We start from the raw sequence: 14,004 nt of genomic DNA, 5'->3' as shown, positions 1-14,004 counted from the left end.
CATTAAGGCTTTTGTTATGCGAATTTTAATCTTATTTTTTACTTGTACTCTACTTTTTTCTTGTCAGCAAGAAAAGAAAATCGCAAAACCTACTTGGTTGTTTGGTAAATGGGAACGTGTTTATAACGAAACTGATAAAAAGACTTTCGAGTTTTGGGAAAATGATTTTTCTGGAATTGGTTTTTCCTTACAAAAAAACGATACTGTATTTAAAGAGATCTTACACATTATTACTAAAAACGATTCGTTGTTTTTACAAGTAACCGGTGTAAATGAAAATCCTACTTTATTTGCCTTTACACAACAAACAGATACTTCTTTTACTGCGGAAAACAAACTGAATGAATTCCCTACTTCTATTCATTACTGGAAAGAGAACGGTCAACTAAAAGCTACAGTAGCTAACGATGAGTTAGCTATTGATTTTGTTTTTGATAAAATGAAATAAAAAAAATCCTCAGATTTCTCTGAGGATTCTATATTACTTTTACTTTGTTGAACTAATATTCAAAAGTTCCATATTCACTTTTGATAGTTAATTGCTTTTTATCAGACGCCTCTACTCTACCAACAACTTGTGCGTTTACATTGAATGATTTTGAAATAGCAATGATATCTTCTGCTACTTCTGGAGATACATATAATTCCATTCTGTGACCACAATTAAAAACTTGATACATTTCTTTCCAGTCAGTTTTTGATTGTTCTTGTATTAGTTTGAATAATGGTGGAATTGGGAACATATTATCTTTTACAATATGTAAGTTATCTACAAAGTGTAAAATTTTTGTTTGTGCCCCTCCAGAACAGTGAATCATTCCGTGTACATCATTAGATGTATATTTTGATAAGATTTCTTTAATAATAGGCGCATATGTTCTTGTTGGAGACAACACTAACTTACCCGCATCAATTGGTGAATCTGCTACCTCATCTGTTAATTTTGTATTTCCTGAGTACACTAAATCTGACGGTACTGAAGCATCAAAACTTTCTGGGTATTTCTCTGCTAAATATTTATGGAACACATCATGACGTGCAGAAGTTAATCCATTACTTCCCATACCTCCATTATATTCTTTCTCGTAAGTAGCTTGTCCGAATGACTCTAAACCAACAATTACGTCTCCTTCTTTGATATTTGCATTATCAATTACATCAGCACGTTTCATACGGGCAGTTACTGTAGAATCAACAATTATTGTACGTACTAAATCTCCTACATCTGCAGTTTCTCCTCCTGTTGAATGAATGGTAACCCCAAATTCTTTCAACTCATTAATTAACTCTTCTGTTCCGTTAATAATTGCCGATAAAACTTCTCCTGGAATATTACTTTTATTACGTCCGATAGTAGAAGACAACATAATGTTATCTGTAGCACCTACACATAATAAATCATCAATATTCATGATTAAAGCATCTTGAGCAATACCTTTCCATACAGAAATATCTCCTGTCTCTTTCCAGTACATGTATGCTAAAGATGATTTTGTTCCTGCACCATCAGCATGCATGATTAAACAGTACTCTTCATCATTTGTTAAGTAATCTGGAACTATTTTACAAAAAGCTTTTGGAAACAATCCTTTATCAATATTCTTGATTGCGTTGTGTACATCCTCTTTAGATGCCGATACTCCGCGTTGTGCGTAGCGTTTAGATACTTCGTTACTCATGTGTTGTGTTGTTGTTGCCGCGAAATTACTTTAAAAACAGGAAACTATCAAAGTAATTATTGTTTTTTACTTCGTCTTTCATACAATACGGTATCTCTCCATACCCCATCTAATTCAGCTATTTTTTCTCGATAACCTATCTTTCGAAAGCCATATTTAAGATGTAGTTTAACACTTGCTTCGTTTTCGGGAAATAAACTTGAATACAACGTCCAAATACCATTCTCTTCTGAAGATTTTACAACAGCATTCATCAATAAGCTTCCTACACCTTTTCCTAATACTCCTACCTTCACATAAACACTTACTTCTGCTACTCCTCTATATTCAAATCTTGTTGATACTGGGGCTATAGCACACCAACCTAATATTTTATTATCCTCAATAGCTATAAATCGAGTATGTTGATGGTGTGAAGTATTCCATTCCTCCCAACTAGGAACTTTTGTTCTAAACGTAGCGTTTTTTGTAGCGATACCTTCTTTATAAATTTCAGCTACTTCTTTCCAATGATTTTGAGTAAGTTTAACTACCTCTATCATATTATTTACCTTAAAACTATTTAGTTCAATGTTTTTTTAAAGCATATACTTGATTCTACACCTTTATAAGGACCATAGTTCGATATAACACCATATTCATTTTTCTTATACAAATATACCGCTGGTTGCATGGTTTTACTCGTTTCTAAAACTACAGAACTAAACCGCTCTTCTCTTGCCCACTCTTCCAGTTCTTTTAGAATCAAGGTTGCTATATTTTTTCCTCGGTATATTGGTTTAACGTACATACGTTTAACCTCAACAGTTGTGTCGTTAATTCGTTTAAAAGCACCACAACCTGCCGCTACCTTGTTTATGTAACACACCACTACATACTGTAGTTTATCTATGGTGTTAAATCCCTTAAAAAAAGCATCTTGATCGCCGTTAATTCCTGAGAGATATTCGTCCAGTTCTTTTACTAGACGAATAAAACTCTCGTGAGTGGAATTTAATCTTTCTAAACTTATTTTATCATTCATTACCTAGTAAACAATAACTCTCTATACTTAGTTAAAGGCCAAAGGTTATCATCAACCATTAACTCTAACTTATCACAGTGATAACGAATTTCATCAAAATAAGGTTTTACTTTATTACAATATGCATCTGCATTTTTCTGCCCTTCCAGTTTATTGGCTTTTTTACGTTCTTCAATCATATCTTCAACTTTTGAATTTATTTCAGCAATATGATTTGATATTTTTTGAATTAAATCAATTTGTTCGTTAGCATACTTCTCAAAATTATTTCCAAAAATTTCTTTCAGTCCTCTTACATTTTCTATTAAGGTGTTTTGGTATTGAATAGCGATTGGTATAATATGATTTCTTGCAATATCGCCCAACACCCTACTTTCAATTTGAATTTTCTTTGAATATTCTTCCAACTCGATTTCATGGCGTGCTTCTACCTCTACCTTATTCATTACACCCATTTCTTCGAAAAGAGAAATTGCTTTTTTTGAAATCTTTGCTTTTAAAGCTTCTGGGGTTGTTTTATTATTTGATAAACCTCTTTTCTTTGCTTCTTTCTCCCAAGCTTCTCCATACCCATCTCCCTCAAATCGAATACTTTTTGATGCTTTAATATACTCTCTTAACACATTAAATATTGCCTCATCTTTTTTAAGTTTTTTGCTATCAATTAATTTATCTACTTCTTCTTTAAATTCATTTAATTGTCTGGCTATAATGGTATTCAATACTGTCATAGGCCCTGCACAGTTAGACCATGAACCTACAGCACGTAACTCAAACTTGTTTCCTGTAAAGGCAAAAGGTGAAGTTCTATTTCTATCTGTATTATCTAATAAGATTTCAGGAATCTTACCTACAATATTTAGTTTTAGATCTGTTTTTTCTTCAGGTGATAGTTTTCCTTTCGTTACATTTTCTAGCTCATCTAATACCGATGATAATTGTGAACCTATGAAAACTGATATGATTGCTGGTGGCGCTTCATTTGCCCCTAAACGATGATCGTTACTTGCACTTGCTATAGACGCCCTTATTAATTCTTCATAATCATGAACCGCTTTAATGGTATTTACAAAAAAGGTTAAGAATTGTAAATTCTTCATTGGAGTTTTTCCCGGGCTTAATAAATTAACTCCTGTATTGGTAGATAAACTCCAGTTGTTATGCTTTCCTGAACCATTAATTCCTGCAAATGGCTTTTCGTGGAATAACACTTTAAACTTATGACGTTGCGATACTTTTTCCATCACATCCATTAATAATGAATTATGGTCTACCGCTAAATTGGCTTCTTCAAAAATTGGTGCTAATTCAAACTGATTCGGTGCTACTTCATTATGACGTGTTTTAACTGGCACTCCCAACAGCATACATTCATGCTCCAAATCACGCATAAAGTTCAATACTCTTGTAGGTATTGATCCAAAGTAATGATCATCTAATTGTTGGCCTTTTGCTGGAGCATGTCCTAACAATGCTCTTCCTGTCATCATAATATCAGGACGTGCCGCTGCTAATGCCGTATCAATTAAAAAATACTCTTGCTCCCAACCTAAGGTTGCATTTACTTTACTTACATTCTTATCAAAATACTTACAAACTGCTGTAGCTGCTGTATCAACCGCTTGTAATGCTCTTAGCAATGGTGCTTTATTATCTAACGCTTCACCTGTATATGCTACAAAAACTGTTGGAATACATAAGGTGGTACCATAAATAAACGCAGGTGATGTTGGATCCCATGCCGTATAACCACGTGCTTCAAAAGTATTTCGAATTCCGCCGTTAGGAAAACTCGACGCATCTGGCTCTTGTTGCACCAACTGACCTCCATCAAACTTCTCCATTGCTCCTCCTCCTTCAACAGTTTCAAAAAACGCATCGTGCTTTTCTGCTGTAGACCCCGTTAAAGGTTGAAACCAGTGTGTATAATGTGTTGCTCCTTTAGATAATGCCCAATCTTTCATGCTCACAGCAATCTGATCAGCAGTTTTTCTATCAATCTTAGTTCCAAATTCAATAGCATCCATTACACTTTGGTATGCCTCTTTGGTCATATATTGACGCATTGCTTGTTCATTAAACACGTTTTTACCAAACAATTCTGAACGACGTTCGTTTTCTTCTACTACAACAGTTTCTCTATGTAAAACCTCTTGTAAAGCATTTAATCTTAAAGTTGACATATAATAAAGTATTAAATTAGACAATCAAAAATACATTTTTAAAACAAACACCCCTAAAAAAATAGGGGTTAAATTAATTTAAAGTTAATTCTAAATAAAAACACCCCAAAAAATTTTGACCTTTGATAAAAAATACTCAATTTTGCCCCATAATTAACTCGAAAACAACACAAAAACAAAAATCATGAGTAAATCAAAATTAGAATACATTTGGTTAGATGGTCATGAACCAACTCAAAACATGCGTAGTAAAACTAAAGTTGAAGAAAACTTTAGCGGTAAATTAGAAGATTGTGCTATTTGGTCTTTTGATGGAAGTTCAACAGAACAAGCTTCTGGAGGTGCTTCTGACTGTTTACTTAAGCCTGTTGCTATTTATCCTGACCCAACTAGAAAAAATGGATTCTTAGTAATGTCTGAAGTTTTAAATGCTGACGGTACTCCGCACGCATCTAATGCACGTGCTAAAATTGATGATAACGATAATGATTTTTGGTTTGGTTTTGAGCAAGAGTATTTCTTAATGGATACTAAAACTGATTTACCTTTAGGATTCCCACGTGGTGGATTTCCTGGACCTCAAGGAAAATACTACTGTTCTGTAGGTGGAAGATACACTTGGGGAAGAGATTTTGTTGAAGAGCACGCTGATTTATGTATTGAAGCTGGTTTAAACTTTGAAGGAATTAACCAAGAAGTTGCTCCAGGACAATGGGAATTCCAATTATTTGCTAAAGGTGCTAAAAAAGCTGGTGATGAAATTTGGGTTGCTCGTTATTTATTAGATCGTTTAACTGAAAAGTACGGTTACTATATTGAGTATCATCCAAAACCTATAAAAGGAGACTGGAATGGTTCTGGTATGCATGCTAACTTCTCTAACACTACATTAAGAACTTGTGGTTCTAAGGAAACTTACGAGAAAATTTGTGAAGCATTCAGACCTGTTACTGAAGAGCACATGGATGTATATGGAGCTAACAATGATGAGCGCTTAACTGGTTTACACGAAACTGCTCATGTATCAGACTTTAGTTATGGAGTTTCTGATAGAGGTGCTTCAATCCGTATTCCTATTATTACTGTAGAAAAAGGATGGAAAGGTTGGTTAGAAGACAGAAGACCTGCTTCAAACGCTGATCCTTACAAAGTAGCTGGTAGAATTATAGAAACTGTAAAAGGTACAGACATATAGTTAACAAACACAACAACACAACTAAAAAAGCCGCTAATAGCGGCTTTTTTTTGATTTATGACTAATTATTTTTATGAAATAGTTAAATATATAAAAGTTGCGTACGTTCCTAGTAAAACGATTCCATCTCTCCATCCTAATCGCATACCTTTTGGAATAAACACCAAGGGTAGTATAGCAAACGAAACTCCTAACATCCAATAAATATCATTATTTATTAAACTATATGCATCTGGTTTCACCTCAACAGGAGTAATCATTGCTGTAATTCCTAAAACTGCTAAAATATTAAACACATTAGAACCTACAAGGTTTCCTAATGAAATGGCTTTTTCTTTCTTTAACACCGCAATAATTGATGCTGCTAACTCAGGAACACTTGTTCCTACCGATACTACTGTTACTCCAATTATAGCGTCACTAACACCTAAATTCTTCGCTAAACTTACTGAGCCGTTAATTAATAATTCTGAACCTCCCCATAAACCAACTCCTCCAACTGCTAAGAATAGTGCTATTTTGTATAATGGTAGCTCTTCATCATCTTCAGGCATTTCATCAACCACAGCTTGTTTTTGAAAACGTAATAAATAGATTAAAAACACCACCAACATTCCAAATAATATAGCTCCTTCGTAAAACTGGATGGTTTTATCATTCACTATAAAAAAATACAACATTACAGAAGCAATCATCATTACTGGCCAATCAGTCTTGTAAAAACTTTTTTCTACATCAATTGATGATAGTATTACTGTTATACCTAATACTAAACCTAGGTTAGCTATATTAGACCCAATTACATTTCCTACAGCTAATCCTGTAGCTCCATCTAAAGCTGACTTTATACTTACTATTAATTCTGGTGCTGAAGTAGCAAAAGACACTACCGTCATACCTATTACAATTTTTGGTATATTTAGTTTTAGCGACAAACCTACCGCTGCTTTCAACAGCCAATTCCCTCCTAAAACCAACAATGTTAAACCAATAATAATGTATAGAATGCTCATAAAATATTTTTTGGGCGAAGATAAGATTTTTAGCAAGCAAATATGAAAACAAATTCAGCTACTACCTCTAAGAAAAATGTTAATTAATAGTCTTTTTTAATCGTTTAGTTTTTGAACTATAAACCTTATACCCTGTGATTAATAAAATTAAAGGCACCAAACCTGATATGAACACTAAGACCCTACCTAATACCCCAACTATTTCTCCTATATGTATTGGATAAAACTGAGCTGCTATCCTATTATTATTTGAATCAAAATCAAAACTTGATAACGTTCGCAACTTACCTTGTTGATTTAGCTCCATTTCTTTTGTTCTTCTAAATCCTGATTTGATAAATCGATCTTTTATATATCTTAGTTTATAAACTCCTAAACTGTCTTTCGGATAATAAATAGCTCTTAATACATATTTTCCATCGGTTTGTAATACTGCCTCTTCCAAGGAAAAAACCTTAGCCTGTTTTGCTTCATTATCCAAGGTTATTTTATCTGAACCATTAAAAATAGACAAAGCTGATTTATAGGTTTTATGATACGTAAAGTAACCTCCTGTAAATGCAATTATCATTAATGGCAGCAAAAAATAAATTCCGAATACTTTATGTAAATTGAAATGAAAACGTTTCTTTTTAGGTTTCCACTTCATCGTAAATCCTTTTGATAGGTTATTTTTATATGCTTTCCACCACATATAAAACCCTGTTGTTAACAAGAAGAAACAGAATAACAAAGCACTTGTACCTATAATATACTTACCTATTGTAGGTATTCCTAATGTACGGTGTAACTTCAGAAGTGTTTCAAAAAACTGTATAGACACCTTTTTTTCACCTAAAAAAACTCTTGTTTTCGGGTGATAATACAATGTTTTTCCGTTTTTATAATTTATTGAAATTGTTTGCTGCTCTCTGTAAGGTAAAAAAACTTTATTTACTTCTCCTTCATTCTGCGTAGCTAAAAAATACGCAGAGTTTAAAATTGTTTTTTCTTTTATTTTAGAAAAATCTTCAACCTTTAATAATTTGGAATTCAGTAATGAAGTTATTTCTGGCTGCCAAACATACAATGATCCCGTTAAGCCTGAAAATGATGCAATAATCCCACAGCTAAGACCCAGCCATAGGTGTATTTTCCAAATTATTTTATGTATCTGCTGCAATTGATATCTTTTATTTTTAAAACCCAGAGCCTAAAATAAAATAGACACTGGGTTTATAGTTTTTGCAAATGTAAGATCTTATTAACTCTCTTAGAAGTTATACAATACACTTAATTTAGCGTTTGTTCCTTCACCTGTACCAGTAAAAGTTCTTAAAGGTGCTGCCCATTGTGACCTTGCTGGTAAATAATATTCATTTAACAAGTTATTTACCGCTAATGAAACTGATATATTTTCTTGCAGTTTATAGTTCATAGACCAATTAAGTAAAGCGTATCCTTCTACTGGAAATTGTGTATGTCTAAACGTATAATTATCGTTTGCATCTAAATACGGATTAAAACGACTTCTATTTCCTAAATTAGTCATTCGTAAAGAGGTACTTATTTTGTTTGTTGGTAACCATGTTACATAAGCCGTTAACTTAGGTGCTGAAATAACATCTCCTCCTAAATAAGTTAAGTTGTTTTCATCCCCCACATTATGAGTAACACCTTCAACGTAAGAATATGATGTTCCTACTTGTAATTTATCATCAAAAGCAGTATAATCTATGGCTATTTCTCCTCCATAAATATTTTGCGGTTTTTTAGAAGGCACAAAAGAATTGATATTTTCATCAAATGCAACTCCTGTACCTAAATTAGAAACACTGTAATACCCTACGGCTTCTAACCTAAAATTATTGAACTTTGATAAAAATCCGAACTCATAATTTTTGGTTACTGCTGGTTCTAATTGAATATCCTCAACACTATCTGCTTTTGCTGAGCGTAAAACAGAGCCTAAATCAGCGATTGAAAAACCTTGTGAGTAACTTACATAAGGAATAAACTCTTGGTGTTTAATATATCTTACACCTGCATTAAACGCTAAATTATCAAATCCAAGTTTACCTCCTTCTACCGCTACTGAAGGATTAAAATTACCATCACCTAAAGGTGAATATGGTAAGGTATTATAATCATCTATGGTAAGGTTCATATCATCATATCTTAACCCTGCTTTTAAAACCCACTCATCATTAAACTTTACTGTAGATTGTATGTATTGTGCCCAACTAAACATTTCAATATTTGGCACCCATAATCTACCATCTAACAACCCTTGATTAGTTTTATCTTTTAACAAATCCAAACCATATGTTAATGAGATTTCTGTTGATTCATTTGGAGTAAGTGTAGTGTTAAAGTTTGGTCTTAAGCCATACTTTTCTGCATTAATTACTGATTGACCTCCGTTTTCAAATTTGTCTGAATAAAAGAATATATTTTTTGTTTTTTGATAATACACATCAGCTGTAAAATCTGTTGTACCATCAAAAATATTATTTAAGTCATATTTCAAGTTTCCATTATACAGTTTAGATCCTGTAGGTTCTTGTCCTTCAATAGATCCTTCAATACCATAACCAGGTGTTAAGGTGTAATCTCCTTCTTCATTATACACTTCAAAAGATCCTGGAACAGGTATAAAAGGTGTGTCTTGTAAAGAATTATATAAATTTCCTCCAATACTTATTTTTTGTTTATCAGATATTTCATACTCTAATTTAGCTAAAGCAGTATAGATTCTTGTATTATCCAACCCATAAGTAGGAAGTATAACTTTACCATCTGCATCATACTTATTTCCTGTTTCCTCATAACTTCCACTTAGATAATAGTTTAATTTATCTATTTTTCCACGCAGTGATTGATAAGCTCCAAATCCAAGAGCATCTTTGGTTTTTGTCAAATTAGAAGTTCCCCAAATATTGGTAGTCCCTTCAATTTTTTCACTACTATTTGGCTTTTTGGTAATATAATTAATAAAACCTCCATTTCCTCCATTTCCAAAAATAGAAGTTGCTCCTTTAATAACCTCTACTCGACTAATATCGTTAGGGCTTACCGATTTTATTCCTAATTGACCGTTACGTAAAGGAGTAGATTGCGGAACACCATCAATCATCACCAATAAAGAACGACCACGTAATGTTTGCCCCCAGTTAGAAAAAGTTCCTGTAGATACTGCCAAACCAGGAACTGTAAATTCTAATATTTCATTAATATTAGTTGTTGAGTTTGATAAATCTGCTAATTGTTTTTGGTTGACAACAGTTATTGATGCTGGTATCTCTGAAAGATATTCTGAACGTCTACTAGCTGAAACAACAACTTCTTTTAAACTCTCTTCATTTTCTTTTAGTACTTGTACTATCTCAACTGTACTATTTTGAGTAAATGTTATTTCTTTTGTTATGGTTTGAAACCCTACCATACTAAAAGTCACCTTGAAAATACCTTCTCTTATATTTTTTAATACAAAGCTTCCATTTTCATCAGTGGTAGTACCTTTTTGAAGTTCAGAGACATGAATATTAACCCCATAAATTGGTAGACCTTTTTCATCCTTTATTTTTCCTTTTAAACTAGACTGAGCTGATACTCCGAAGGTTAAAAATAAAGCTGCTACTATTACGTAAAATTTCATTATATTTATTTAGATTTATTTTAAATTGCAAATATATCTCCTCTCAAATTAGTACCAAACATTTATTAAGAAAAACTTATTTTTTTATCTCAGAAGAAATGGAACTCCTTAAAAACACCTGTTTTTAAAACTCTTTTTCCTTTACTTTTAAAATCTACTCAAAAAAAGCCCTTTAAAACCTTAATAAAACAAACAAAAACAACCTCTTTTTGTTTATAATTAAAACAAAATTATAGATAGTTTAGTTTTATTTTAAAACTAAAACCACTTTTTTAACCTTGAATTAAAACTCAATTTGATTAATTGATGTTTTAAAATTTGGTTGTAATATTTCCTTTCTCATATATTTAAAAAACAATTCCGGAATTCATCATTATTTACTAACTAAAAACACATAAATCAAACATGATTATACTTGCTTTAAAACTAATTCTAATAACCATTAAAATTGCTTATTTATTACTGGAATTGATATTTTAAGAAGTTGGCTTGTTAAAACCTATACTTTTCATTTTAAGTCAAGTAAAGTTTATACTTTCTTATTATAACAAATTATTTTTCGTTATTTTTGATAGTAGAATCAACTACTAATGAAAAAAAGTTTTTTTAAGTTTTTAGCCAAACTAAACAAGGCTCTACTACCTTCCTTTACTAAAAAGGAATTGGATATATCGAAAGCATCAAAATTTCAATTGGCTATTATTGGATGGCGTGCTTATATTACAATAAATTCGTTGGATTAAAATTTACCATTATGAACAAGCATATTAAAGTTTTCTCAGGTTCTCAAATCTTTGTGAACAGATTAAGTCAGTTACTTAATGAAATTGAAGTTCCGTATTTAGTAAAAGATAATAAAGAAGCTGGAAGGGTTGCTGGTTTTGGAACTTTAGGTAACTCTATTGACGTATTTATCTATGAATCAGATCTTGAAAAAGCTCAACGCACTATTGACGATTTTAAACAAGAAATAGAAGCTGATAAATAATTGAAAAAGCTTAAAAAAAAATTATTTTTTTGCTTTAGTTTTTAAAAAACATTCTTATATTTGCACCCGCAAAAAGGCCTCGTAGCATAACTGAATAGTGCACTTGATTACGGCTCAAGAGGTTGCAGGTTTGAATCCTGCCGAGGTCACAAAAAACCCTGTTAGTTTTCTAACAGGGTTTTATTTTTAAATAGTTGAAGTTATATTTAACCTACTACATCTTCCAATACTTCTATATCAAAATTATAAGACCTCACTAATTTGATAATTCTAGCAACGTCAATTTTTTCGTTAGCAATTTCTATTCGAAGAATATTATCACAATCCTCCAGATCAAAATTAATTAGATAATCTGGGAACTTCTTTTGAAGTTCTCTTAAAAGATATTCTTCATCTTCAATTAATGCTACTGACGTTTTAAAAACTTCTACCATTAAATAACAGCATTAATATTAACTGTATTGCTCGTTATAATTAATCATCCAATGAACTCCAAACTTATCTACAAAACTTCCATAATAATCTCCCCAAAACTGATCTTCCATGGGCATTTCAATTTTTCCATCTACAGAAAGCCCATTAAATAAACGATCTGCTTCTTCACGACTATTAGGGTGAATTGAAATGTAATTATTGTTCCCTTTGTTAAGCTTATGTCCCATTGATGGCACGGTATCTGACGCCATTAAAATAGTATCTTTTGATAATGGTAGCGAAATATGCATTGTACGGTTTCTCTCATTTTCAGGTAATTTTTCTACATCAGGAGCGTCACTCATTTTCATATTTGCAATGAATTCACCACCAAATACTGATTTGTAAAAATTGAATGCTTGTTCTGCATCTCCATCAAAATTTAAATAAGGATTTACTTTCATTTTTCTTGTTTTTAAGGTTATTTTTATTCTAATTTTTCTTTTCTGCTAAATCTTTTATTTTACTCATTGCCTTGGGCCATGTATTTAAAAAGAAGTCTTTATACTCTTCAACTACATCCATTTTAACTGTTAATTGCGTTTTATTGTTCTTAACAGACTCTAACATATATGCCTCTGTAGCTCCAGCCCATTCTTTAGCTTCTTTACTTTCATGGTTCTCTATCTCATTTTCAATTATTCCCAAATGTTCAAAGAGCATATACTCATTAGGTATCTTCTTTTTTATTTTACTTACCATCCCTCTACCATCTGGTGTAAGAAATAATACTTTACTCCCTTCTTTCCAATCTGTTTTTGCATAAGACCCTTTTGAAAAAATTGCTGTCCACTGAGGATACGTTTCATCATCCCAAAGAACCTTCCATACCTTTTCATTGCTAGCATTTATAACTTTTGTAAATTTTTGCTGTTCCATTTTTAAAGTTTTTATTGTGGTATTTTTTCCATATCCATATACAACATACTCCAGCGATGTCCGTCTAAATCTGTAAACCCAAAGCCATACATCCAACCTTGAGACTCACTAGGCTCCGAAAATATTACACCACCAGCTTTACTAACAGTCATAGCCATTTTATCTACTTCTTCTCTACTCTGTGCATCAACATTGATAAGCATTTCTGTTCCTTTTTGAGTATTGCTAACTTCATTTTTTGTGAAGCCTTTAAACTCTTTTTCAGGAAAAAGCATGAGTACAAAATTGTTTTCTCCAATAAAGAAACTACCAATATACTCTGCATTTTTATGCATTGGATTTTCCTCAAAACCAATTGTTTTAAAAAAAACTTTTGATTTTTTCATATTCTTTACAGGAAGGTTTAGCCAAATAGTTTTCATTTTCTTTTATTTTTTTGATTATTTATTCAAATTACAAAACAGATTAAACAAATGCCCATCTAAGTCTTCAAACACACAAACATAATAGCCATTATCATCATAAAACTTTTTCTTGTCTTTTCTAGGGTCAAAACGGATATATCCTCCTGCTTTTACTATTCTTTCTATTAGCACATTAATTTCCTCTTTACTTTTTGCTGAAAGTGTAAACATTATTTCATTACTGTTATTCAGATTTGCTATTTCTCCTTCAAAGCTTTCTTTTAACTTTCCCTTTTTAAAAAAGTGGATTACAAACTTATCTTCACCAAATAAAAAACTTACTATTTCATCCGTTGGAACTCCATTAAGTTTAAAACCTAATGTTTGATAGAATTTTTGTGTGCGTTCTATATCCTCTACTCCTAAGTTTGCCCATATTTCCATAACCTAATTATTTGATAACCAAAGTTAAAGAGTCTAATCCATACTTCAAAGGTACATTTCCGACAATCCAAAGGGTTGATTGCG

At 32.0% G+C, this 14,004-nt stretch carries 16 protein-coding genes and 1 tRNA gene; 5 read left to right on the top strand and 12 right to left on the bottom strand.

Going from position 1 to position 14,004, the window contains the following annotated elements; translation table 11 throughout:
* Nucleotides 1-16 precede the first annotated feature (16 nt).
* Complete coding sequence (locus LCI24_RS04265; RefSeq protein WP_274639326.1) at nt 17-448, top strand: hypothetical protein; 432 nt, start codon at nt 17-19, stop codon at nt 446-448.
* Between the two features lie 52 nt (nt 449-500).
* Here LCI24_RS04265 and LCI24_RS04260 read toward each other — a convergent pair whose 3' ends face one another.
* Genes LCI24_RS04260 through LCI24_RS04245 form a run of 4 tightly spaced genes read right to left on the bottom strand, consistent with a single transcriptional unit; the run spans nt 501 to nt 4,886 of the window.
* Nucleotides 501-1,679, bottom strand: coding sequence for an AIR synthase related protein (locus tag LCI24_RS04260; RefSeq protein ID WP_274639325.1), 1,179 nt, complete (start codon nt 1,677-1,679; stop codon nt 501-503).
* 56 nt (nt 1,680-1,735) lie between these two features.
* The gene (locus LCI24_RS04255; protein WP_274639324.1) at nt 1,736-2,221 is read right to left on the bottom strand and encodes a GNAT family N-acetyltransferase; all 486 of its coding nucleotides are present in this window, start codon (nt 2,219-2,221) and stop codon (nt 1,736-1,738) included.
* 20 nt (nt 2,222-2,241) lie between these two features.
* Nucleotides 2,242-2,703 carry a GNAT family N-acetyltransferase gene (locus tag LCI24_RS04250; protein ID WP_274639323.1) on the bottom strand — a complete coding sequence of 154 codons (462 nt, stop codon included), beginning with the start codon at nt 2,701-2,703 and terminating at the stop codon, nt 2,242-2,244.
* A complete protein-coding gene (locus tag LCI24_RS04245) occupies nt 2,703-4,886 on the bottom strand; it encodes a glutamine synthetase III family protein (protein ID WP_099215253.1) in 2,184 nt (727 codons plus the stop codon). Before LCI24_RS04245 ends, LCI24_RS04250 begins: the two co-directional genes overlap by 1 nt.
* Before the next feature lie 184 nt (nt 4,887-5,070).
* On the opposite strand from LCI24_RS04245, the gene LCI24_RS04240 reads away from it, so the two are divergent.
* Nucleotides 5,071-6,081, top strand: coding sequence for a glutamine synthetase beta-grasp domain-containing protein (locus LCI24_RS04240; protein ID WP_274639322.1), 1,011 nt, complete (start codon nt 5,071-5,073; stop codon nt 6,079-6,081).
* Between the two features lie 71 nt (nt 6,082-6,152).
* Here LCI24_RS04240 and LCI24_RS04235 read toward each other — a convergent pair whose 3' ends face one another.
* The 3 genes from LCI24_RS04235 to LCI24_RS04225 all read right to left on the bottom strand — a co-directional run bounded on the left by LCI24_RS04235 (nt 6,153) and on the right by LCI24_RS04225 (nt 10,731).
* Nucleotides 6,153-7,094 (bottom strand): calcium/sodium antiporter, encoded by a 942-nt coding sequence (locus LCI24_RS04235; RefSeq protein ID WP_274639321.1) that lies wholly within the window; start codon nt 7,092-7,094, stop codon nt 6,153-6,155.
* Between the two features lie 79 nt (nt 7,095-7,173).
* The gene (locus LCI24_RS04230; RefSeq protein WP_274639320.1) at nt 7,174-8,256 is read right to left on the bottom strand and encodes a PepSY-associated TM helix domain-containing protein; all 1,083 of its coding nucleotides are present in this window, start codon (nt 8,254-8,256) and stop codon (nt 7,174-7,176) included.
* Nucleotides 8,257-8,346: 90 nt separating this feature from the next.
* Complete coding sequence (locus LCI24_RS04225) at nt 8,347-10,731, bottom strand: TonB-dependent receptor (protein ID WP_274639319.1); 2,385 nt, start codon at nt 10,729-10,731, stop codon at nt 8,347-8,349.
* 590 nt (nt 10,732-11,321) lie between these two features.
* On the opposite strand from LCI24_RS04225, the gene LCI24_RS04220 reads away from it, so the two are divergent.
* From LCI24_RS04220 to LCI24_RS04210, 3 genes are all read left to right on the top strand, one after another.
* A complete protein-coding gene (locus LCI24_RS04220) occupies nt 11,322-11,474 on the top strand; it encodes an SsrA-binding protein (RefSeq protein ID WP_274639318.1) in 153 nt (50 codons plus the stop codon).
* 11 nt (nt 11,475-11,485) lie between these two features.
* Nucleotides 11,486-11,719, top strand: coding sequence for a putative signal transducing protein (locus LCI24_RS04215; RefSeq protein WP_274639317.1), 234 nt, complete (start codon nt 11,486-11,488; stop codon nt 11,717-11,719).
* Between the two features lie 75 nt (nt 11,720-11,794).
* Nucleotides 11,795-11,868, top strand: a tRNA-Arg gene (locus LCI24_RS04210).
* Nucleotides 11,869-11,925: 57 nt separating this feature from the next.
* On the opposite strand, the gene LCI24_RS04205 is transcribed toward LCI24_RS04210, so the two are convergent.
* From LCI24_RS04205 to LCI24_RS04185, 5 genes are read right to left on the bottom strand one after another with little or no spacing between them, the layout of a single operon-like run.
* Nucleotides 11,926-12,153 carry a hypothetical protein gene (locus tag LCI24_RS04205; protein ID WP_274639316.1) on the bottom strand — a complete coding sequence of 76 codons (228 nt, stop codon included), beginning with the start codon at nt 12,151-12,153 and terminating at the stop codon, nt 11,926-11,928.
* 18 nt (nt 12,154-12,171) lie between these two features.
* A complete protein-coding gene (locus LCI24_RS04200) occupies nt 12,172-12,597 on the bottom strand; it encodes a VOC family protein (RefSeq protein WP_274639315.1) in 426 nt (141 codons plus the stop codon).
* A 28-nt stretch (nt 12,598-12,625) separates the two neighbouring features.
* On the bottom strand, nt 12,626-13,072 hold the full coding sequence (locus tag LCI24_RS04195) for an SRPBCC domain-containing protein (RefSeq protein ID WP_274639314.1): 447 nt from the start codon (nt 13,070-13,072) through the stop codon (nt 12,626-12,628).
* Between the two features lie 11 nt (nt 13,073-13,083).
* Complete coding sequence (locus LCI24_RS04190; RefSeq protein WP_274639313.1) at nt 13,084-13,494, bottom strand: VOC family protein; 411 nt, start codon at nt 13,492-13,494, stop codon at nt 13,084-13,086.
* A gap of 18 nt (nt 13,495-13,512) precedes the next feature.
* A complete protein-coding gene (locus LCI24_RS04185; protein ID WP_274639312.1) occupies nt 13,513-13,920 on the bottom strand; it encodes a VOC family protein in 408 nt (135 codons plus the stop codon).
* Between the last annotated feature and the right edge of the window lie 84 nt (nt 13,921-14,004).

The organism is Tenacibaculum larymnensis, assembly GCF_028829235.1.
GTDB classification, from domain to species: Bacteria; Bacteroidota; Bacteroidia; order Flavobacteriales; family Flavobacteriaceae; genus Polaribacter; species Polaribacter larymnensis.
This window is presented reverse-complemented; position numbering and strand designations above follow the sequence as displayed.

Bases quoted from the DNA above. Each gene is read 5' to 3' on its own strand.
- LCI24_RS04185 (WP_274639312.1), bottom strand. From the start codon at position 13,920: ATGGAAATATGGGCAAACTTAGGAGTAGAGGATATAGAACGCACACAA.
- LCI24_RS04235 (WP_274639321.1), bottom strand. From the start codon at position 7,094: ATGAGCATTCTATACATTATTATTGGTTTAACATTGTTGGTTTTAGGA.
- LCI24_RS04245 (WP_099215253.1), bottom strand. From the start codon at position 4,886: ATGTCAACTTTAAGATTAAATGCTTTACAAGAGGTTTTACATAGAGAA.
- LCI24_RS04215 (WP_274639317.1), top strand. From the start codon at position 11,486: ATGAACAAGCATATTAAAGTTTTCTCAGGTTCTCAAATCTTTGTGAAC.
- LCI24_RS04255 (WP_274639324.1), bottom strand. From the start codon at position 2,221: ATGATAGAGGTAGTTAAACTTACTCAAAATCATTGGAAAGAAGTAGCT.
- LCI24_RS04190 (WP_274639313.1), bottom strand. From the start codon at position 13,494: ATGAAAACTATTTGGCTAAACCTTCCTGTAAAGAATATGAAAAAATCA.
- LCI24_RS04265 (WP_274639326.1), top strand. From the start codon at position 17: ATGCGAATTTTAATCTTATTTTTTACTTGTACTCTACTTTTTTCTTGT.
- LCI24_RS04205 (WP_274639316.1), bottom strand. From the start codon at position 12,153: ATGGTAGAAGTTTTTAAAACGTCAGTAGCATTAATTGAAGATGAAGAA.
- LCI24_RS04225 (WP_274639319.1), bottom strand. From the start codon at position 10,731: ATGAAATTTTACGTAATAGTAGCAGCTTTATTTTTAACCTTCGGAGTA.
- LCI24_RS04260 (WP_274639325.1), bottom strand. From the start codon at position 1,679: ATGAGTAACGAAGTATCTAAACGCTACGCACAACGCGGAGTATCGGCA.
- LCI24_RS04200 (WP_274639315.1), bottom strand. From the start codon at position 12,597: ATGAAAGTAAATCCTTATTTAAATTTTGATGGAGATGCAGAACAAGCA.
- LCI24_RS04250 (WP_274639323.1), bottom strand. From the start codon at position 2,703: ATGAATGATAAAATAAGTTTAGAAAGATTAAATTCCACTCACGAGAGT.
- LCI24_RS04195 (WP_274639314.1), bottom strand. From the start codon at position 13,072: ATGGAACAGCAAAAATTTACAAAAGTTATAAATGCTAGCAATGAAAAG.
- LCI24_RS04220 (WP_274639318.1), top strand. From the start codon at position 11,322: ATGAAAAAAAGTTTTTTTAAGTTTTTAGCCAAACTAAACAAGGCTCTA.
- LCI24_RS04240 (WP_274639322.1), top strand. From the start codon at position 5,071: ATGAGTAAATCAAAATTAGAATACATTTGGTTAGATGGTCATGAACCA.